Raw genomic sequence first — 18,834 nt, forward strand, 5'->3', positions numbered from 1 at the left:
CGCCGCCTCGTGGAGTTCTACCGAACGGATCGGGCCCGTCACTTGATCATGTGCCGCAGCAGCGCCGTCACCGCCGGCGGGCATTCCCCCCGGAGGTGGACGATCCTGACCGTCCAGGTGGGCGGGTGTTCGACGAAGAGGCGTATCGGCAGGTCGGGGAAGTGGGCGGCCAGGGACGGGGGCAGGATGCACACGCCCAGGCCGTGCCGGACGAGATCGGCGGCGCCCAACACGTCGTTCACCTCGAAGACCGCGGTGCGCTCGACGGAGCAGGCGCGGAACGCCCTGTCGACCGAGTGACGTACTCCCCAGCCTAGGGAGAACTCGACCAGCGGCAGCCGGGCCGTCTCGGCGAGGGTCACCGGTCGCTCCGTCCGCAGCGGGCCGGTCGCGGGGGTGACGAGGACCATCTCCTCCCGCGCGAGCACACGGGACACGAGGCCGCGCGCCTGGGGGGCGTCGAGCGCGCCCACGGCCAGGTCCAGGGTGCCGTCGCGCAGTTCCTGCGGGATCCCGCCGGTCGGCGCCTGGCGCAGCCGGACCACGACGGCGGGGTGTTCGCGGTGGAAGCGGGCGAGGGCGGGCGCGACACCGGTGTACAGGCCCTGCATCACGCCGACCGTGATCTCGCCGCTCAGTTCCCCCTTGGTGCGCTCGACGGCCAGCCGTGCCTCGCCCGCCGCGCGCAGCGTGTCCCGGGCCGCCGACACGAACGCCTCCCCCGCCGGCGTCAGCGACACGCGATGGGTGGTGCGGTGGAAGAGCCGTGCGTCCAGCTCGCGCTCCAGGGCGCGGACCGTCCCGGAGACCGCGGACTGCACCACGTGCAGCCGGCGTGCCGCCGCGCTGAACCCGCCCTCCTCGGCGACCGCGACGACGACCTCCATCTGCCGCAGATCCATGCGCCACCCCGCTCATTTTCGGAAGCTCATCTCCATATGAGATTACCGTCATCGTTCTTCATCTGCGCCGAAGGGGAAGCGGGGACGGCAGCACCTGGTTGAAGAACATGAGCGCCGACGCGGCCGCCGGTCCAACCGTCACGGGATTCGGAGTGTCTCCATGTCCATGCTGTCAATCGCACGCAGCGTCCCCACCGCCGAGGCATCCGTGCCGGAGGAGCGGCGGGCCGCCCGCCGGTACGGTGCCGGGTTCTGGACCATCGCGGCGGTGTTCGTCACCGCCATGGCGTTCTCCACCGTGCCGACCCCGCTCTACCCGCTGTACCAGGCCCACGACGGCTTCTCGACGTTCACCGTCACGATCGTGTTCGCCGTGTACGCCGTCGGTGTCCTGGTCAGTCTGCTGCTCGCCGGGCATGTCTCGGACTGGGTCGGCCGCAAGAAGGTCCTCGTCGGGGCGCTGCTGCTCGAACTCGTCGCCGCGGTCCTGTTCCTTGCCGCGCCCTCGCTGCCGGTCCTCCTCGTCGCGCGGCTGGTCACGGGTCTTGGGGTCGGCATGCTCACCGCGACCGCCACCGCGCATCTGCACGACCTGCACACGGCGCACCGGCCGGGCGGCTCGCCGCAGCGGTTCGAGATCGTGTCGACGGCCGCCAACATCGGCGGTCTGGGCGTCGGCCCCCTGGTCGCGGGCCTGCTCGCCCAGTACCTCGGTGCGCCGCTGCGCCTGCCGTACGCCGTCGTCGGCGCACTGCTGCTGATGGGGATCGCCGCGGTCGCCCTGACGCCGGAGACGGTGCGCAGGCCGCAGGTCAGGCCGGCATACCGGCCGCAGCGGGTGAGCGCCGACCACGGCGACCGTGCCGGGTACATCGCGGCGGCCGCCGCAGGATTCGCCTCCCTGGCGGTCTTCGGACTGTTCACCTCCCTGGTCCCGGGCTTCGTCGGCGGCACCCTGCACCATCCGTCCCGCGCCCTGTCCGGGCTGATCGTGTTCTCGGTGTTCGCCGCCGCAGCGGTGGCCCAGACGCTCTCCGGCAGGCTCGGCGACCGGGCCCGCCGTACGACCGGGCTGCTCGCGCAGGCCGCCGGCGTGATCGTCCTCGCGGTGGGCGTGCACACGGCGAGCCTGCCGGTGTTCCTGGTGGCGGGGATCATGGCTGGGGTCGGTGCCGGGGTGCTGTTCAAGTCCGCCGTCGGCTCGGTGGCCGCCATGGCGGCCCCGGCCCGGCGCGGCGAGGCCCTCGCGGGTCTGTTCCTGGCGTCCTATCTCGGCCTGGCGCTGCTGCCCGTCGGTCTCGGCGTGGCCACCCGGTACACCACCATGGCGGCGGCGCTGACCTGGTTCGCCGTCGTCGTGCTCGCCCTCCTGGCGTCCGTGGCGGTCCTGGCGCGCCGCCGCTGACCGCTCACCAGGCGCTCGACTCCACGGCGATCACCGGCACCAGCCCGCCCCGGACCGTCTCCAGGAAGGTGACGATCTCGGCCGCGACGGAGCGGTGCTGGAGGTCGTTGAGGACGTCGTGGTGAGCGCCCCTGACCACCGAAAGCCGGGCCCGGGACCAGGACTTGGCGGTCCGGGCGAGGGCGTCGCGGTCCGCGAGCGGGTCGGCGTCACCGATGAGGAACAGCGCCGGTACGTCCGTCCCACCGCCGTACGCCGTGGCCAGCAGGCCCTCCGGTACGGGGGTGTCGAGGGAGCCGCGTCGTACCTCGGGGTCGTCGGTGAGCGTGCCGCGGTGGACGGGGCAGGAGGTGCGGACGTCGAGTTCGTCCTCCCAGGTGCCCGCGGCGGTGGCGGTACGGCCCGGAAGTCCCGCGAGGACGACGGCGTGCGGCCGGTCGGCGGCGGGGACCGTGTCGCCGCCGAGGAGCGCGGCGAGCGCGGCGGCGCCGGTGTCGGCGCCCACCAGGACGACGGGCTGCGCCACGCCGGCGTCGGCGGCGGTGCCGGTCACGGCGTCGGTGAGCCGGGCGGCGAGCGCGTCGAGCGGGCCCGTCGGGTCCTCGGGGTCCAGGACGCGGACGCGGTAGGCGTCGGCCGCGAGCCGCCTGCCCAGCCGGGTGAAGGTCGCCCGGGTCTCGCCCCGGCCGGGCAGCACCACGATCGTGCCGCGCGTGCGCAGGCCCTCGGGGGCGTGGAAGTCGGTGTACTCGGTCATGTCGTGCTCAGGGCTCCTGTGGGCTCGGGGCGGGGTTCGGGCTGGGGTGCCGGCCGCCAGCCCAGGGCGGGTGCCACTTCGGTCGCGATGAGTTCGAGGGCGCGGATCGCGGCGTCGTGGTCGGGGACGGCGGGGTTGAACTGGGTGATCAGGTCGGTCGCGACGGGCAGGACCCGCTCGCTGCGGAGCGCGGTGACGATCTCCTCGGGGGCGCCGTAGAAGGAGTGGAAGCGGTGCAGGGCCTCGTCCTGGCCCAGGCCCTGCCGGAAGGCGCCGTGTTCGGCCATGCGGAGCGCGGCCCGGTGGACGTCGTCGCCGATCTGGCGGAGCGCGGTGCGCCGGTCCTTGGCCGGGAACACGAACCGGGACAGGCCGATCCGGGGGCGGTGCGGTCCGTCCCAGGCGGCGAGGAACGCGTCCGCCCAGGGGCGCTGCACCTCGTCGGTGGGCGCGTCGAAACCGTACGCCGCCCGGTTGAGCAGCAGATGGGAGCCGCCGCGCGCGGCGTACGCGGCGCCGTCGGCGCTGAACACGCCCTGCCAGATCCGGTCGCCGAAGTCGGCGGCGGCCGGCTGGATGCGGAATCCGGGCGTGCGCACCTCTTCGCCCCGCAGGGCCGTGCGCAGCAACTCCAGGTGTTCGCTGGTGAGTTCGCGCTTGCGGGCGGGGTCCTTGCCGAACACGGCGTACTCCACCGCGCTGGAGCCGCTGCCCACGCCGAGTTCCACGCGGCCGCCGCTGAGCGTGTCGACGGCGGCGACGTCCTCGGCGAGGCGGACCGGGTCCTCCAGCGGAAGGATCGTGATGGCGGTGCCGAGCCGGATCCGGCGGGTCCGGGCTGCGGCGTGGGCGAGGAAGGTCCACGGCGAGGAGAGGCCGCCACCGCCGAGCGGGACGTGGTGCTGGGCGACCCAGCCGACGTCGAAGCCGAGTTCGTCGGCGGCGACGAAGAGTTCCTGGGCGTTGCGGTAGGTGCGGGCCGGGTCGTCGTCCCGGCCCTGGACGTGGGTGAGGAAGCCGAGCCGGAAGCGCGGCGTCGGTGTGGTCATGGCCGGTCCTCAGCCGTTCACGAGAGCGGCGGTGGTGTGGCGGTTGGCCGGGACCGGCAGGCCGAGGTTGCCGCGCAGCGTGTCGGCCTCGTACTCGGTGCGGAACAGCCCGCGCTTCTGCAGGGTCGGGACGACGCCGTCGACGAACAGGTTGAGCTCGTCCTCGGTGCGGAAGGCGAGGTTGATGCCGTCGAAGGTGGCGGCGTCGAACCACCGCTCGATGGTGTCCGCGACGGTTTGCGGCGCACCGACGAACGGCGACCGACGGAACTCGCTGACGGACTCGGCGACCTGGCGCAGCGTCAGGTTCTCTGCCTTGGCCCGCTCGATGAGCTTCGCGGCTCCGGTCCGGCCGCCCTTCTCGGCGAGGTGGGCGACGTCCGGGAACGGCGCGTCGAGGTCGTGGACGCTGAAGTCGTAGGCGCCGAAGGAGCGGCCGAGCAGGGCGAGATTGCGGGCGAAGTCGTTGTCCTCCTCGAAGATCTCCCGCTCGCGGCGCCTGGCCGCCTCGTCGGTCGTGGCGACGACCGGGCTTCCGTGGATGAAGATCTTGATGTGCTCGGGGTCTCGGCCGTAGGACGCGGTTCGCCGCTTGATGTCCGCGTAGTACTCCTGCGCCTGCTCCAGCGAGCCACCCGGCGCGTAGATGCCCTCGGCGACCTGCGCGGCGAGATCGCGGCCCTCCTCGGAGACCCCGGCCTGGAAGATCACCGGCTGCCCCTGCGGGGAACGGGAGAGGTTGAGCGGGCCGGCGACCTTGAAGTGCTCGCCCTCGTGGTTCAGTTCGTGCAGCTTGGCCGGGTCGAGGAAGACACCCCGTTCGACGTCGGCGGGGAACGCGTCGTCCTCGTACGAGTCCCACAGCCCGCGCGCGACCTGGACGAACTCCAGGGCGCGGCTGTAGCGGGTGGTGTAGTCGAGGTGCTCGTCGAGCCCGAAGTTCTTCGACGCTCCGGTGTCGAAGCTGGTCACGACGTTCCAGCCGGCCCGGCCGCCGCTGATGTGGTCCAGGGAGGCAAAGCGGCGGGCGAGGTTGAAGGGCGAGTTGTACGTCGAACTCGCCGTGCCGACGAGGCCGATGTGCCGGGTGTGGGTGGCGACCGCCGACAGCAGCGTGAGCGGCTCGAGGCGGTTGAGGTAGTGCGCCGGGTAGGTGGCGTTGATGAACTGGCTGTCGACGATGAACAGGGCGTCGAACAAGGCGTGTTCGGCGGCCTGGGCCTGCCGGATGTAGTAGTCGATGTCGATGCTGGCGTTCTTCGCGACGCGCGGGTCCTTCCACAGACCGTGCTGGCCCGGGCCGCCGACGCCGTAGGGGTGCAGGGCGAGGTGGATCGTGCGGGACATGGGGGTTCCTCTCATGGGTTGGCTCAGGCGTTCAGCAGTGCGCGGAGTGCGGCGCGTTCGGCCCGGTCGGCCGGGGCCGAGCGGAGGGTGGGGGCGGAACTGACGAGCAGGCGGGTGTAGTCGTGCCGGGGGCGGCCGATGACGTCGCGGGCGGCGCCGACCTCGACGAGCTCGCCCTGGTAGAGGACCGCGATGCGGTCGGCGGTCCCGGCGACGGAGCCGAGGTCGTGGGAGATGAGGACGAGCGCGACCCCAAAGGCGCGCAGCTCCTTGAGGATCTCCAGGATCTGGACGCGGTTGGCCGAGTCCAGGGCGCTGACCGGCTCGTCGAGGATGACCAGCCGGGGTTCGGTGACCAGGGCGCGGGCCACCGCGACGCGCTGCCGCTGGCCGCCGGACAGTTCGCCGGACAGCCGGTCGAGCAGGTCCGGGGTGAGCCGGACCCGGTCCAGGAAGGAACGGGCGCGCTCGGCGGCCTGCGCGCGCGGCACACCCTGCACGAGCAGCGGCTCGGTCAGGGACTCCGCGACGGTGAGGTCGGGGTCGAGGCTGCGCAGGGGGTCCTGGAAGACGTACTGGACCACACCGCGCCGGCGCAGTCCGCGCCACTGGCGGTGGCCGTACGCGCTGACGTCCTCGCCGGCGATCCGGATCGTGCCGGCGGAGGCACGCACCAGGCCGAGGACGGCGCGGGCGAAGGTGGACTTGCCCGAGCCGGTCTCGCCGATGAGGCCGAGGGTTTCGCCGGGCGCGACGTCCAGCGAGACGCCGTGCAGGGCCTGGCGGCGGCCGCGGCGCAGGCCGTAGTGGACGTCGAGTCCGGTGACCTCCAGGACCGGTCGGCCGGCCGTCTCCTCGCTGGTCACGATGGATCCTGCGGCGTCAGGAACTTCTCCAGGCCGTACTGTTCGTGCTCGGCGATCAGGAGTTGGGTGTACTCGTGCCGCGGGTCGTGGAGCACCGCCTCGACCGGGCCGTGCTCGACGACCTCGCCCTGTCGCATGACGAGGACCTCATCGCACAGCTGGGCGACGACGGCGAGGTCGTGCGAGACGACGACGAGGGCGAGGCCCGCCTGTTCCCTCAGGTCGGCGAGGAGGTCGAGGATCTCGGCCTGGACGGTGACGTCGAGGGCGGTGGTGGCCTCGTCGGCGATGAGGATGCGCGGGTCGGCGGCGATGGCGGCGGCGATCAGGACCCGCTGGAGCATGCCGCCGGAGAGTTCGTGGGTGTACTGGGTGTAGACCAGCTCCGGGTCACGCAGGTGTACGGCCTGGAGCAGTTCGAGGGCGCGATGGCGGGCCTCGCGCCGCTTCAGGCCCTTTTTGACGCGGACGACCTCGGCGATCTGGGGGCCGACGCGGATCGAGGGGTTGAGGTAGGACGCCGGGTCCTGGAAGACGGCGCTGATCGTGGCGCCGCGCAGGGCGGTCCACCGGGCAGGGGTCAGGGTCGCGATGTCGGTGCCGGCGATCTCGATGGAGCCGCCGGTGACCTCGAAGTGCGGGGGCAGGATGCCGAGCGCGGCCCGGCAGGTGAGGGTCTTGCCGCTGCCGGACTCGCCGACGATGCCGACCACTTGCCCGGGCGTGAGCTCGAAGCTCACCCCGTGGACGATCTCGCGGTCGGTGACCCGGTCGCCGATGCGGACGTCGCGGACGCTGAGCACGGGCGCGGGGGTCACGGATGTCGTACGGGTCTGTGCGGGGGCGGTGTTCTTCGAGAGGGTCGTCATCGCGGACCTCCGGCGGCGACGGGTTCGGTCGGCTCGGAGCGGTTCGCGCGGGCCTTGCGGGTGTTGACGAGGGCCCGGCCCGCCTCGCCGGAGACGTCGCGGATCGCGTCGGCGAGGAGGTTGCTGGCCCAGACGGTGACCATGATCAGCAGTGCGGGTGCCACCGGTGCCCACGGCTGGTGGCTGAGGTAGCCGAGGTCGGAGGCGAGCAATCCGCCCCAGGTGGGTTCGGGTGGCTGGACGCCGATGCCGAGGAACGTCAGGCTCGAGACGATCACGAAGCCGACGCCGATGGTCTGGGCGAGCGCGACCGCGATCGGCGGCAGCACCTTGACCCAGACGTGCCGGCGGACGATCCAGCCGATGGAGGCGCCCGAGACGATCGCGGCCTCCACGTACTGCGAGCGCGCCACCGAGAGCGTGGCGGCGCGGGCCACCCGGTAGAAGAGCGGGGAGACGAGGGCGCCCGTGACGAGCATGGCCTGGGTGATGCCGTTGCCGAGCAGCGCGATCACGGCGACGGCGAACAGCAGGAACGGCAGGGCCACCAGGGTGTCGGTCAGCCGGAGGGTGATCCACTCGAAGACGCGGCCGAGGTAGACGGACAGGATGCCGGGGACGGCTCCCACCACCAGGGCCATCAGGGCGACTTCGAGGGAGCCGAGCACACTGACGCGGGAGCCGTCGAGGAGCCGGCTGAACACGTCACGGCCCAGGTAGTCGGTGCCCAGCCAGTGGGCGCCCGAGGCGGACGCAAGGGTGTTGTCGCTGGTGGTAAGCGGGTTCTGCGGGGCGAGCAGGGGGCCGAAGGCGGCGAGCAGGGCGACGAGGACGAGGATGCCGACGGCGATCCGGCCGGAGTTCAGCGCGAGGACACGGCGCACCATGGTTCACACCCCCCGCTGAGCGGCCGGCGTGACGCGCGCCAGCACCAGGTTGACGATCAGGTTGAACACGACGACCAGGACGATCGACACCACGAGCACGCCCTGCACGGCGGGTACGTCACCGGCCTGCGCGGAGTCGTTGGCGAACCGCCCGAAGCCCTGCAGCCCGAAGATCCACTCGGTGACGACGGAGGCGCCGACCAGAGCGGGGAACTTCAGGCCGAGCGTGGCGAGCGCGGGTCCGAGGCCGTTGCGCAGGACGTGGCCGAAGAAGATCCGACGGGGACTCAGGCCCCGGACGACCGCGCCCGTCACGTAGTTCTCGCGGTAGGCGGCGACGAGACTCGTGCGGAGCTGGCGGGCGACGTCGGCGACGACGTCGCAGCTCAGCGCGAGCGCGGGCAGGGTGATGTGGGCGAGCCACGGGCCGAACCCCTGCGCCGCCGGGACGTACCCCGCGGACGGGAACAGCTGGAGTCCCACCGCGAAGACCGCCACCAGCACGATCCCGACGACGAACGCCGGCATCACGGAGATCAGGGTGACGAATCCCGTGATGGCGCGGTCGATCCAGGTGGTGCGGCGCAGTGCGGCGACCGTGCCGAGAATGAAGCCGATGAGGACGCCGAGGATCAGCGCGAAGGTCGCGACGGACAGGCTCACGCCGAGGCCGAGGCCGATGAGGGTGGAGATGTCGGCGCCGTTGACCCAGCTGGCGCCGAGCTGTCCGTGCAGGACGCCGGTGAACCAGTCCCAGTACTGCGTCAGAAACGGTCGGTCCAGGCCCCATTGGGCCTCGATCCGGTGGATCGCCTCGGGAGTCGCCTCCTCGCCCAGCTGGATCCGCGCCGGGCTGAGCCCGCTCAGTGACCGGAGCGCGAACGTCACGAACGTCGCGACCAGGAACACCGGTACGAAGATCGCGACCGACCGGGCGAGGGTGGCCAGGACACGGCCGAGCGTGTGCCGCACCCTGGCCAGGGCGACCCCGTGACGGCGGGCCGGTGCGAGCGGTACCGCGGTCGTGGTCATGGGGGTGCCCCCTCTCTGTGGTGAAGGTGGTGGACGGGGGACGGGTTCAGTGGGCGCCGACGGTCACGCCGGTCCAGTCGATGTGCGCCGGGTTCTTCGGCAGCGCCGAGACCGACTTGCTCTTGGCGAAGAGGTTCGGCGAGCAGTACGTGAACACCAGCGCCTTGCTCTGCAGGCCGGCCCGGGTCGCCGCCTGCAGGACCTTGGCGTAGTCGGGCGAATCCAGCGGCGTACGGCGGACCTTGGCGGCGGCGGCCTCGAACCCGGCGGGCTCGTACGGCGTGCTGAGGTTCAGCGGGCCGTTGGGTCCGAAGTGGGCGGTGAGGGTCTGCAGGGCGGAGTCGCGGCCCGTGGTGCCGTACAGCGAGAACGTGAGGTCCTTGGCGAAGAACGGCGTGGCCCAATTCTTGTCGATCTTGATGTTGACGGTGATCCCGACGGCGGCCAGCTGCGACTGGACGATCTCGGCCTGCGGGTCCTCGGCGGGGATGACCAGGTCGAGCTTGAGGTCACCGCTCTTGTAGCCCGCCTCGGCGAGGAGCTTCTTCGACTCGGCCGGGTCGTACGGATAGGCGTCGGCGGACTCGGGGTCGTAGGCCACGTATCTCTTGGGGAACGGCTGGTCGGTCGCCTCGCCGTAGCCGAAGGTCAGTTTGTCGACGAACTCCTGGCGGTTGATCGCGTGGCGGACGGCGTCCACGACCCGGTCGTCCTTGAACGGCGCCTTGTTGACGTTCAGGCTGATGTTGGAGGCGTTGAAGCCGGGCTGGACGAACACGTCGAGTCCGGCCTTCTTGGCGGCCTTGGCCTGGCTCGGGTCGATGTCGGCGAAGTTGTAGACGCCGGTCTGGAGTCCGGAGACCACGGTCGACGCGTCGGGTGCGGAGGTCAGCTCGACGTTGTCGATGTGGATGTTCTCGGCGTCCCAGTAGTCCGGGTTCTTCTTCAGCAGCACCTTGGTGCCCGGTATCAGCTGCGTGACGACGAACGGGCCCGCGCCGACCGGGTTCTGGTCGAGCTTCGTAGCGTTCGCGGCGGCCTTGGGGCTGGCGATCTGCAGGACGCGCTCGCCCAGGAGCTGGGGGATCTGGTAGTCGACCTGGGTGAGATGAACGACCGCGTCGAGGCCATTGGCGTCCACCGACTTGATGGAGGTCAGGTCGCCGAACAGGGCGGAGTTCTTCTGCTTCTTGGCCCGCTCGATTGCGGCCTGCACGGCGGCCGCGTCGACCGGAGCGCCGTCGCTGAACTTCAGGCCGGGGCGCAGATGGAAGGTGATCTCGTCGCCCTTGTCGTTGTACTCCCAGCTCTTGGCGAGGTCGGGAACGGCCTTGCCCTGGGCATCCGTCCGGGTCAACGAGGCATAGACCAGGGAGAGTTCACGGAACTGGGCGCCGCTGCCGGAGACCACCGGGTCCCAGTGGGCGGGGAAGTACGAGGAGGCCCACTTCAGGGTGGCCTTGCCCGAGGCGCCGGCGGAGGCGTCGCCGCCGCAGGCGCTGAGGGCGGGGGCGAGCAGGGCGACGAAGGCGGTCGACAGGGCGGCGAGCCGCAGGCCACGGACCGGCCGTGCGTCGTCTCTGTGGATGCGATGGATCGTGAGTCGAGCGGACATATCGTTCTTTCTGTGACGGGTCCCGGCTGCGGCGGGGCGCGCGAGGTCTGGGAGAGCGGGCCGGCCGCGCGGGATCGTCGGCGCATGCCCGGGTGGGCAGGACTGCGGGGGCTTCGTGGCACAGGTCCGCATCGGTCCCGACGGCAGGGCGTGCCGACGGGCCGGCCAGGGGCGGCCCGGAATGCGGAGAGGATGTGCGACGCGGCGCGGGGTGGCAACGCGAGAAGGAGGGGCACTGTTCCGCGGAAGGCGGTCAGCGACAGAGGGCGCTACAGGTGCGCCGCAGGTCCACGTAGCGGCACACCACACCGGGGTGCGTCGTGAGCATGCTGCACATCCTGGGGGCAGGCTCGACTCGCTGTCAATGGACACCAATTGATGTCTCATTCGCTGGGACGGTCTTCGCCGCAGATCAGAGGGGGTGAGGAGTAAAGGACTCTCGTTGATGTTCATTCGAACGCAACACGGCGGAGGCCCCGCTTCACACGCGGAGCCTCCGCCGTCGTCCCGGTCCGCGGCAGCGCGCCGCCCGGCTCACTCCACCGGCGGTTCCTGCTCCAGCACGTACAGCTCGGGCAGGTTGACGACGATCGCCTCCTGGGTGCTGCGGGCGATGACGACGACCGCCTCGGCGTCGGGGCTGGGGTTCTCCTCGCGGTGCGGGACGAAGGGCGGCACGAAGACGTAGTCGCCGGGGGCGGTGCGGATCCGGATCTCCTCGGGCGTGCCGGAGGAGTCGTCGAGGAAGACGAACTCCGGGTTGCCCTTGACGACATGGATCGCCGTCTCCGAGGCGCCGTGGTGGTGGTTGGAGGAGGCGGTACGGGGCGAGACATGGGTCTGACCCATCCAGATCCGTTCCGATCCCACGGTGGCGCCGCTGATCGCGGCGAACCGCCGCATACCCTCCGTCTGCGCGGTGCCGCCGTCGAGGTCGCCGGCGCGGATGTGGTGCAGTCGCGCCCGCAACGGCGTGACGGGTCCGGGGGGTTGGGTGAGGTCGGGGTGGAACGCGTCGTGCGAGGTCATGGGAGTTCCTGCTCGTCGAAGGGTACGGGTGGGCCCGGCGGCCGGCGCGGGACGCACCGGCCCGGCGGAATGGATCGGGCGGCTTCGACGGTAGGGGCACGTGGACGGCCGCGCCGCTGCGCGGTCCGCCGTCCGGTCGTCGGCGGGTACGCCCATGATCCTGCGGCGACGGTAGAGAGCCCGGCAAATGGATGTCAAGATGTGTCCAATGGCGTCGCAGGGCAGCCCGGGCCCCGGCGAGGGCCGGCGTTGCGGCAGGCGACCAACGACATGGAAGACGGTGCACATGCATATCTCGGCGAAGGCCGACTACGCGGTGCGGGCGCTGGTCGAGCTCGCCGCGGACAGCACTCGACCCCTGACCTGCGAGGGCATCGCGGCGGCGCAGGAGATCCCGTTCCGGTTCCTGAAGTCCGTCTTCCGCGACCTGCGGACCGCGGGCCTGGTGCGCAGCCAGCGCGGCTGCGAGGGCGGGTACTGGATCGGGCGCGACGCCGGTGAGATCACGGTGGCGGAAGTGATGACGGCCGTCGACGGGACGTTCTTCACGGTGCGCGGCGAGTCACCCCAGGACCTCGCCTACCCGGGCACGGGGCGGGGGGTGCCCGGGGTGTGGCAGGACGTGGAGGCGGTCGCCCTCGCGCTGCTGCGGCGCACAACCATCGCCGAACTCGCCGCCCGGGGGGCGGCACGCTCGGGCGGCGCAGCCGGCCGGGAACCGTCGGCGGTCGGCGCATGAGTGCCGAACCGCCTGCCGATCGACCCGCCCTCACCGTCACGGAGTTCACCGATCCCGCGTGCCCGTGGGCGTGGGGCTCCGAGCCCGCCGTACGGCTGCTGCGTACGGCCCTCGGTCCCCGGCTGCGGTGGCGGCGCGTGTTCGGGATCCTCTTCGACGAGACCGACGACCCGGCCCCCGACCCTGGCGCCGAGGCACGCTGGTACGAGGGGTTCGTACGGGACGTCACCCGGCACACGCGGGCGCCCTGTCCGGCCCGGCTCCAGTGGCTGACCCGGACCAGCTGGCCCACCTCCGTCGCCGCCAGGGCGGCCGAGGCACAGGGCGAGGAGCAGGCCGAGCGTGTGCTGCGGCGGCTGCGGGAGAGCACGTTCGTCACGGGGACGCCCGCGGACACCGCGGCCGGTGTGGCCTGGGCGGTGCACGGGGTTCCCGGCCTCGACGTGGACGCCCTGCTCGCCGACTCCGCGTCGCCGCGCGTACGGAAGGCGGTCGAGGCCGACCACGCCGAGACACGCCGGCCCAGCCGTGAGGTCCGCGAGCTCGACGCGCCGGGGCCGCATCCGGGGCGGGCCAAGGAACTCGAGGACGGGGTACGGCGCTACGCCCTGCCGACGCTGCTCTTCGAGGGTCCCGGCGGCCGTGTCTGCGTACCGGGATGGCGTCCCGCGCGGACCTATCTCGACGCGGCCGAGCGGGCGGCGGGCACCGCGCTGCCGACAGCCGGACCGCTGAGCGCCGATGGCGCGCTGGAGCGCTGGCGCAGCCTCACCCTGCCCGAGCTGAAACTGCTGACGGGCGGACACGCTCCTCCCTCGGCCGCGGTGGAACTCCCTACGGGAAACGGCGTGTTGTGGCTCCACCCCGACGAGGCGGCCTTCCATCCGGCCCTGCGGGAACCTCATCCCGACGCGGCGGCCGGGTCGGCGAGTCCCGAGCAATGAGATACCAACAGGTGTCCATTGACATGACCGTCATGTGGCGATGAAGATGTCGACCATGCACGCGATGCACCTCTGCGTTCTCTGCCGCTACGTGGACTACCGGCGCACGTCCAGCGCGCTCTGTCGCTGACCCGCGCGGCCCTGCCGTCGGCCGCCGGCCGGTGAGGCGATTCCGGCCCCGCGCACGAACGTTCCGCACCGCCGCTCCCCGTGACCTGACCGCGTGCGCTCGATCGAACACGACACGAACACGGGCTCTCCTTCCGCACGCCCGGCCAACGGCACATGTGCGTCACCGTCCCCGGACCGCCACCCCGGCCTCTCCACCACCCCGGCCCCCGTCGCCGACACTCCCGCCAGCCGCCGACGCTCCCTCCCCCGGCCCGATTCCACCCGCGCCGAACCGCCCCCGCCCACGGGGCCGTTCGCCCTCGCCCGAAGGGAAGCCGCGTGACCACCTCCGCCAGCCCCCGTCTCACCCCTGCCCCGACCGGCCTCGGGGCCGACGAGACCCTCCGCAGCACCCTGCGCCGCCACGCCGCGGGTGTCACCGTGATCACCGTGCCCGGCCCGGCCGGCTTCACGGCGACCTCCTTCACGTCGGTGTCCCTGCGTCCCGCCCTGGTGTCCTTCTGCATCGGGCTCACCGCGTCGGCCGCGCCCGCCGTGCAGCGCGCGGACCGGTTCGCCGTGCACCTCCTCGGCACCCAGGACACCGCCGTGGCCCGCCGGTTCGCGACGAGCGGCATCGACCGGTTCGCGGGTGTCGCCTGGGACGCCGGGTCCGACGGCCTGCCGTTGCTCGACGGGGTGAGCGCCTGGCTGAGCGCCCGCGTCACCCACCGCCAGACGCTGGGCGACCATCTGCTGGTCGTCGGCGAGGTCGACGACGGCACGGTCGTCCGCGACATCACACCGCTGGTCCACCACGACGGCGCGTTCGCGTCGGCGCTGCCACTGACCTGACGGACCGTCACGGGCTCCTCATGGGCTCGTCATGGGCGAACACTATGAACACAACCGATCAGGGCATGGTCCGGCGTCCCGCCCGTTCCTAGCATCGCTGCGCGCGGCGCGACGATGCGCCGACGAGGGCGAGGAGCAGATCCTTGATCAGGCGAAACCCAACACCGCTGACACGCAGAGGACTTCGCGGCAGGCTGCGCGCGGCTCTGGCAGCCGGCGCGGCGGGCATGGTCGTCGGCGCGCTCACCGGCGCGGCGCCCGCCGCCCCGGCCACCGTTCGCCCCGCAACCCCCGCCTGTCCGACCGCTCTTGCCGAGAAGGCCACCTGCTACACCGGCCAGGACACCAACGGCGCTTACTACGCCATCGCCGTGCCGAACCACTGGAACGGCTCCCTCGTCGTGCACGCCCACGGCGGCCCCGACCTGGGCGACGGCTCGGACCCCACGCGCAGCCTCGACGACCTGGGGCGGTGGGCGGTCATGGTCGACCAGGGCTACGCCTGGGCCGGTTCGTCGTACCGGCGCGGCGGATACGGGACGCGGATGGCCGCCGCCGACACCGAGAACGTACGCCGCCTGTTCGTCTCCGAGTTCGGCACGCCGAAGCGGACCTATGTGCACGGCCAGTCCTGGGGCGGTGACGTCGCGGCCAAGGTCGTGGAAGAGTACGGCAGGAAGAACGGCCCGTACGACGGCGCGCTGCTCACGAGCGGGGTCCTCGCGGGCGGCTCACGCGGCTACGACTATCGCGTCGACCTGCGGGTGGTCTACCAGTACTACTGCCAGAACCATCCCCGGCCCACCGAACCGCAGTACCCGCTGTGGCAGGGGCTGCGCGCCGACTCCACCATGACGACCACCGGCCTGCGCGCCCGGCTCCAGGAGTGCACAGGCTACGCCTCGGCTACGCAGGACCGCACCGCGCTCCAGCAGCGCAACCTCGACGACATCCTCGCCGTCACGAAGATCCCGAAGCGCACACTGGAGTCCCATCTGCGCTTCGCCACCTTCACGTTCCGCGACATCGTGTGGTCGCGCCTCGGTGGCCGCAACCCGTTCACCAACGAGGGCGTGCGGTACGCCGGTTCGCACGACGACGCGGCCCTCAACGCGGGAGTGGAGCGCTTCTCGGCCGATCCGACCGCCGTGCGGGACCTGTCGTACGACAGTGATCTGACCGGCAAGGTCGCCATCCCCGTCCTCACCCTCCACGCGATCGACGACCCGACGGCGTTCGTCGAGCACGAGGCGGCGTACCGTGCCACGCTCCAAGGCGCCCACCGGGACCGGTACTTGGTGCAGACGTTCACCGAGGAGCACGAGCACAGCCAGCTGAGCGACTCCGAATACGCCGACTCGATCACGGCCCTGGACACCTGGGTGCGCACCGGGAGAAAGCCGACCCCGGCGTCTGTCGCCGCATCGTGCGCCACGTTCGACCGCACCTATGGCACGGGCTGCTTCTACGACCCCGGGTTCCACCCGTCGTCGTACGCCTCGCGGGTGCTCGCCCGGCCGGGCGGGAGCGAGTGGCCGGCGATGAGCGCGGTGCGGGAGAAGGCCTGGAGCCGGGAGGCGGGCGTGGGGATCGCGCCGTAGCCGAGGCGTGCGCGAGCGTGGGGATCGCGCCGTAGCCGAGGCGTGCGCGAGCGCAGTCAGGCAGAGCCGTTCCGGCGTACCGCGCCGCTGCGCGGCGTGTGCCCGGGGCCGGGCGAGCCGGCGCCGTGCCAGAGTCCGTGTCCATGCGCGCCGCCTACATCACCGAGCTCGGTGGACCCGACGTCGTCCGGTACGGCGAACTGCCACCGCCCCGGCCCGGCCCCCACGACGTGCTTGTCGACGTGGAGGTGAGCGCCGTCAATCCCGTGGACTGCTTCGTGCGTTCGGGGGCGTACCGCACCCCGCTGCCGTTCCCCTTCGTCATCGGCCGCGACCTCGCGGGCACCGTCGCCGAGGCCGGTCCGGCAGGGCTCGGCTTCCGGACGGGCGACCGGGTGTGGTGCAACAGCCTGGGGCACGCGGGTCGGCAGGGCACGGCCGCCGAGCAGGCGGTCGTGCCGGCGGACCGGCTCTACCGGCTGCCCGACGAGGTGGCGGCGGTGGACGCGGTGGCGCTGGCCCACGCGGCGGCGACGGCGCACCTCGCGCTGTTCACGCACGGGCGGCTGCGGGCCGGTGAGACGGTCGCCGTGCTCGGCGCGGCGGGCCATGTGGGCAGCGCGCTCGTCGTGATGGCGGCGCGCTCCGGTGCCCGGGTGATCGCCGTCGCCGCGGCCCGGGACGAGACGTACGTACGGCTCCTCGGGGCGACCGAAGCCGTCGACTACCGGTCCCCCGAGGCAGGCGAGCTGATCAGGGCCGCCGCACCCGACGGCGTGGACGTGCTCGTCGACACCTCGGGTCGCAACGACCTCGCGGCGACGGTGGAACTCCTCGCTGACCGGGGGCGGATCGTGGTGATGTCCGGGCTCGACACCCGTCCCGTGCTGCCCGTGGGGGCGCTGTACACGCGGGACCGTTCGATCCGGGGATTCGCCATCTCCCACGCCGACACCGTCCAGCTCGCGGACGCCGCGCGCCATGTCAACTCCCTGCTGGCGGCCGGCCATCTGCGGCCGCGCTCCGTCGAGGAGCTGCCCCTGAGCGCGGCGGACGAGGCCCACCACCGCATGGAGCGGGAGAGGCCGGCCGCCAAGCTGGTGTTGCGCGTACGAGGCTGAGCGTCCGGCCGGGCCGCGACCGCCCGGGACGAACGCGTGTCCCGCACCGCCAAAACCTTTCACCCCCTTGGACACCCTTTCGACGTGAGCGTGTCTGCCTGGGGCATTGGTCTGGCACACCGGCGCCCCCGCGCGCCGGATCACACACCTCAACGACCCCTCGAACGCGCGTCGGCCGCCCGGGCCCGGTGGCTGCGTACCGGGGCGCGGCGCTACGTACCGGGTGCGGCCCGATACGTACCTGGTCGTGGACCGGTGGCTTTCGGCGCCCGCCGTCGGGTCACCCGCTTGGCGCCGATCAGCACCCGGTAGCGCTCACGCTCGGCGAAGTCCCCCAGCGTCCAGACGGCCGGCCGGCCGATCTCCGCGCACAGGTGCAGGACGCGGTCGTCGTGCAGCCGGACGCCGACGTGGGCGCCGTACGGCTCGTGCGTGCGGTTGAACAGCAGCAGGTCGAGGGGGCGGCCCGTGGTGACCCGGGTCATGGCGTGGGTGTCGGTCCACAGGTCACTCGAGCGCAGGTCGGGTACGGACAGGCCGAAGTGCCGCAGTACCGCGTAGGCGAACAGCTGGCAGTTGGCGCCGGGTTCGAGGCCGGGGCGCTGCGTGACCGCCCGCGACCCCGGGAAGCGGGCACCGTCGTAGGGCACCGACCAGAAGGCGGGCGGAAGTTGGGCGAGCAGCGGATCCATGGGGTCCAGCGTGCCCTGGTCCGATGCGGTCGGACCAGGGCACGGAGGGTAGTCGCGTCAGCCGAGGGACCAGTGCTGGAGCACGGAACCGGAGTCGGCCTCCTGGGTCACCGGTGTGCCGTCGGCCGTCGAGGCGGTGGTGAGGAGCAGTCCGCTCTTGAGCGAGGTGAGGGTGTATCCGGCCGGTACGGCGGTGACGGTCCAGCGCTGGTTGGTGCCGCCCGTGCAGGTCCACTGGATGATCGCGGCGCCGGCGGAGGTGGAGCCGCCGTTGACGTCCATGCACAGGTGGGACTCGGAGTTGGTGATCTCGTAGGAGCCGTCGGGCTGTCTGCTGAACTCCCAGGTCTGGTTGGCGCCGCCGTTCGGGGTCCAGGTGACGAGCTGGGTGCCGAAGTCCGTGGAGTGGTCCGGGACGTCGAGTGCGCGGCCCGAGGTGGTCAGGGTGTGCGGCCCGGTGAGGACGGGCTCGACGGTCCAGTCGAAGGAGGTCGACGCAGTGGCCGAACCGGAGGTGGCGGTGACCTTGACGGTGGTGGTGCCTTCCGTGGTGGGCGTGCCGGTGACGATGCCGGTCTCGCTGATGGACAGCCCCGGCGGCAGGTCCTTCGCCCGGTAGGTCAGTGCCTTGCCCGCGGAGTCGGCGCCGTCGATGCGCAGGGACACGGCCGTGCCGACGGTGACGGACTGGGCGCCGGGGTTGACGAGGGAGACCGTCTCCGGGGCGGGGCCGGTCGGGGTGAGGCTCAGGGTCTGCTCGGCGGCGGTGCGCTCGTCGCCGACGGAACTGCCGCTGCTGTCCGTCCAGTTGCGCACCGGGGTGGTCTCGGCGAGCCGCCCGGAGGCCCCGGAGAGGCCGAGCACGAGTCCGCTGTAGCGGTTGACGAGCCGGTACGTCCCGGTGGCCGTGCCGTCGGCCTTGGCACCCGGGATCACCCACCACTGCTGTCCGACGCTCGCTCCGTTCGCCGGGGCCGGGGTGACGGTGCTCCGCCTGCGCTGCGCAAGAGTCG

The 18,834-nt window shown here is 72.2% G+C and carries 18 protein-coding genes; 6 read left to right on the top strand and 12 right to left on the bottom strand.

Going from position 1 to position 18,834, the window contains the following annotated elements; all coding sequences use genetic code 11:
• Positions 1-38: 38 nt before the first annotated feature.
• On the bottom strand, positions 39-902 hold the full coding sequence (locus tag ACFYXB_RS22665) for a LysR family transcriptional regulator (RefSeq protein WP_389585148.1): 864 nt from the start codon (positions 900-902) through the stop codon (positions 39-41).
• Between the two features lie 160 nt (positions 903-1,062).
• Between ACFYXB_RS22665 and ACFYXB_RS22670 the strand changes: the two genes are divergently transcribed.
• A complete protein-coding gene (locus ACFYXB_RS22670) occupies positions 1,063-2,307 on the top strand; it encodes an MFS transporter (protein ID WP_389585151.1) in 1,245 nt (414 codons plus the stop codon).
• A 4-nt stretch (positions 2,308-2,311) separates the two neighbouring features.
• On the opposite strand, the gene ACFYXB_RS22675 is transcribed toward ACFYXB_RS22670, so the two are convergent.
• The 9 genes from ACFYXB_RS22675 to ACFYXB_RS22715 all read right to left on the bottom strand — a co-directional run bounded on the left by ACFYXB_RS22675 (position 2,312) and on the right by ACFYXB_RS22715 (position 11,758).
• A complete protein-coding gene (locus ACFYXB_RS22675; RefSeq protein WP_351349604.1) occupies positions 2,312-3,064 on the bottom strand; it encodes an alpha/beta hydrolase in 753 nt (250 codons plus the stop codon).
• Positions 3,061-4,113, bottom strand: a complete 1,053-nt coding sequence (locus tag ACFYXB_RS22680) for an LLM class flavin-dependent oxidoreductase (protein WP_389585153.1) — start codon at positions 4,111-4,113, stop codon at positions 3,061-3,063. Before ACFYXB_RS22680 ends, ACFYXB_RS22675 begins: the two co-directional genes overlap by 4 nt.
• Before the next feature lie 9 nt (positions 4,114-4,122).
• On the bottom strand, positions 4,123-5,460 hold the full coding sequence (locus ACFYXB_RS22685; RefSeq protein WP_389585154.1) for an LLM class flavin-dependent oxidoreductase: 1,338 nt from the start codon (positions 5,458-5,460) through the stop codon (positions 4,123-4,125).
• Positions 5,461-5,483: 23 nt separating this feature from the next.
• A complete protein-coding gene (locus ACFYXB_RS22690; protein ID WP_389585155.1) occupies positions 5,484-6,326 on the bottom strand; it encodes an ABC transporter ATP-binding protein in 843 nt (280 codons plus the stop codon).
• Positions 6,323-7,195, bottom strand: coding sequence for an ABC transporter ATP-binding protein (locus ACFYXB_RS22695; protein ID WP_389585158.1), 873 nt, complete (start codon positions 7,193-7,195; stop codon positions 6,323-6,325). Before ACFYXB_RS22695 ends, ACFYXB_RS22690 begins: the two co-directional genes overlap by 4 nt.
• Positions 7,192-8,082, bottom strand: a complete 891-nt coding sequence (locus ACFYXB_RS22700) for an ABC transporter permease (protein WP_389585161.1) — start codon at positions 8,080-8,082, stop codon at positions 7,192-7,194. Before ACFYXB_RS22700 ends, ACFYXB_RS22695 begins: the two co-directional genes overlap by 4 nt.
• A gap of 3 nt (positions 8,083-8,085) precedes the next feature.
• Positions 8,086-9,114, bottom strand: a complete 1,029-nt coding sequence (locus tag ACFYXB_RS22705) for an ABC transporter permease (protein ID WP_389585164.1) — start codon at positions 9,112-9,114, stop codon at positions 8,086-8,088.
• A gap of 46 nt (positions 9,115-9,160) precedes the next feature.
• Positions 9,161-10,729 (bottom strand): ABC transporter substrate-binding protein, encoded by a 1,569-nt coding sequence (locus ACFYXB_RS22710; protein WP_389585165.1) that lies wholly within the window; start codon positions 10,727-10,729, stop codon positions 9,161-9,163.
• A gap of 534 nt (positions 10,730-11,263) precedes the next feature.
• A complete protein-coding gene (locus tag ACFYXB_RS22715) occupies positions 11,264-11,758 on the bottom strand; it encodes a cupin domain-containing protein (RefSeq protein WP_389585168.1) in 495 nt (164 codons plus the stop codon).
• A 286-nt stretch (positions 11,759-12,044) separates the two neighbouring features.
• Between ACFYXB_RS22715 and ACFYXB_RS22720 the strand changes: the two genes are divergently transcribed.
• From ACFYXB_RS22720 to ACFYXB_RS22740, 5 genes are all read left to right on the top strand, one after another.
• Positions 12,045-12,497, top strand: coding sequence for an Rrf2 family transcriptional regulator (locus ACFYXB_RS22720; RefSeq protein ID WP_351349590.1), 453 nt, complete (start codon positions 12,045-12,047; stop codon positions 12,495-12,497).
• The gene (locus ACFYXB_RS22725) at positions 12,494-13,441 is read left to right on the top strand and encodes a DsbA family protein (protein WP_389585170.1); all 948 of its coding nucleotides are present in this window, start codon (positions 12,494-12,496) and stop codon (positions 13,439-13,441) included. Before ACFYXB_RS22720 ends, ACFYXB_RS22725 begins: the two co-directional genes overlap by 4 nt.
• A gap of 450 nt (positions 13,442-13,891) precedes the next feature.
• Positions 13,892-14,407: a flavin reductase family protein gene (locus ACFYXB_RS22730; RefSeq protein WP_389585173.1), complete on the top strand. Its 516-nt coding sequence runs from the start codon at positions 13,892-13,894 to the stop codon at positions 14,405-14,407.
• A gap of 227 nt (positions 14,408-14,634) precedes the next feature.
• On the top strand, positions 14,635-16,008 hold the full coding sequence (locus ACFYXB_RS22735) for a hypothetical protein (protein WP_389585315.1): 1,374 nt from the start codon (positions 14,635-14,637) through the stop codon (positions 16,006-16,008).
• A gap of 143 nt (positions 16,009-16,151) precedes the next feature.
• Positions 16,152-17,129, top strand: coding sequence for an NADPH:quinone reductase (locus tag ACFYXB_RS22740; RefSeq protein WP_389585174.1), 978 nt, complete (start codon positions 16,152-16,154; stop codon positions 17,127-17,129).
• A gap of 212 nt (positions 17,130-17,341) precedes the next feature.
• On the opposite strand, the gene ACFYXB_RS22745 is transcribed toward ACFYXB_RS22740, so the two are convergent.
• Together ACFYXB_RS22745 and ACFYXB_RS22750 are read right to left on the bottom strand one after the other, a co-directional pair.
• Complete coding sequence (locus tag ACFYXB_RS22745) at positions 17,342-17,821, bottom strand: hydrolase (RefSeq protein WP_389585175.1); 480 nt, start codon at positions 17,819-17,821, stop codon at positions 17,342-17,344.
• Between the two features lie 57 nt (positions 17,822-17,878).
• Positions 17,879-18,757: an RICIN domain-containing protein gene (locus tag ACFYXB_RS22750; RefSeq protein WP_389585178.1), complete on the bottom strand. Its 879-nt coding sequence runs from the start codon at positions 18,755-18,757 to the stop codon at positions 17,879-17,881.
• Between the last annotated feature and the right edge of the window lie 77 nt (positions 18,758-18,834).

The organism is Streptomyces sp. NPDC002619 (assembly GCF_042889305.1).
Lineage (GTDB): Bacteria > Actinomycetota > Actinomycetes > Streptomycetales > Streptomycetaceae > Streptomyces.

Excerpts from the sequence above, each read along its gene's own strand:
- ACFYXB_RS22745 (WP_389585175.1), bottom strand. The coding sequence starts at position 17,821 with ATGGATCCGCTGCTCGCCCAACTTCCGCCCGCCTTCTGGTCGGTGCCC.
- ACFYXB_RS22700 (WP_389585161.1), bottom strand. The coding sequence starts at position 8,082 with ATGGTGCGCCGTGTCCTCGCGCTGAACTCCGGCCGGATCGCCGTCGGC.
- ACFYXB_RS22710 (WP_389585165.1), bottom strand. The coding sequence starts at position 10,729 with ATGTCCGCTCGACTCACGATCCATCGCATCCACAGAGACGACGCACGG.
- ACFYXB_RS22665 (WP_389585148.1), bottom strand. The coding sequence starts at position 902 with ATGGATCTGCGGCAGATGGAGGTCGTCGTCGCGGTCGCCGAGGAGGGC.
- ACFYXB_RS22715 (WP_389585168.1), bottom strand. The coding sequence starts at position 11,758 with ATGACCTCGCACGACGCGTTCCACCCCGACCTCACCCAACCCCCCGGA.
- ACFYXB_RS22695 (WP_389585158.1), bottom strand. The coding sequence starts at position 7,195 with ATGACGACCCTCTCGAAGAACACCGCCCCCGCACAGACCCGTACGACA.
- ACFYXB_RS22705 (WP_389585164.1), bottom strand. The coding sequence starts at position 9,114 with ATGACCACGACCGCGGTACCGCTCGCACCGGCCCGCCGTCACGGGGTC.
- ACFYXB_RS22685 (WP_389585154.1), bottom strand. The coding sequence starts at position 5,460 with ATGTCCCGCACGATCCACCTCGCCCTGCACCCCTACGGCGTCGGCGGC.
- ACFYXB_RS22675 (WP_351349604.1), bottom strand. The coding sequence starts at position 3,064 with ATGACCGAGTACACCGACTTCCACGCCCCCGAGGGCCTGCGCACGCGC.
- ACFYXB_RS22740 (WP_389585174.1), top strand. The coding sequence starts at position 16,152 with ATGCGCGCCGCCTACATCACCGAGCTCGGTGGACCCGACGTCGTCCGG.
- ACFYXB_RS22680 (WP_389585153.1), bottom strand. The coding sequence starts at position 4,113 with ATGACCACACCGACGCCGCGCTTCCGGCTCGGCTTCCTCACCCACGTC.
- ACFYXB_RS22720 (WP_351349590.1), top strand. The coding sequence starts at position 12,045 with ATGCATATCTCGGCGAAGGCCGACTACGCGGTGCGGGCGCTGGTCGAG.
- ACFYXB_RS22670 (WP_389585151.1), top strand. The coding sequence starts at position 1,063 with ATGTCCATGCTGTCAATCGCACGCAGCGTCCCCACCGCCGAGGCATCC.
- ACFYXB_RS22735 (WP_389585315.1), top strand. The coding sequence starts at position 14,635 with ATGGTCGTCGGCGCGCTCACCGGCGCGGCGCCCGCCGCCCCGGCCACC.
- ACFYXB_RS22725 (WP_389585170.1), top strand. The coding sequence starts at position 12,494 with ATGAGTGCCGAACCGCCTGCCGATCGACCCGCCCTCACCGTCACGGAG.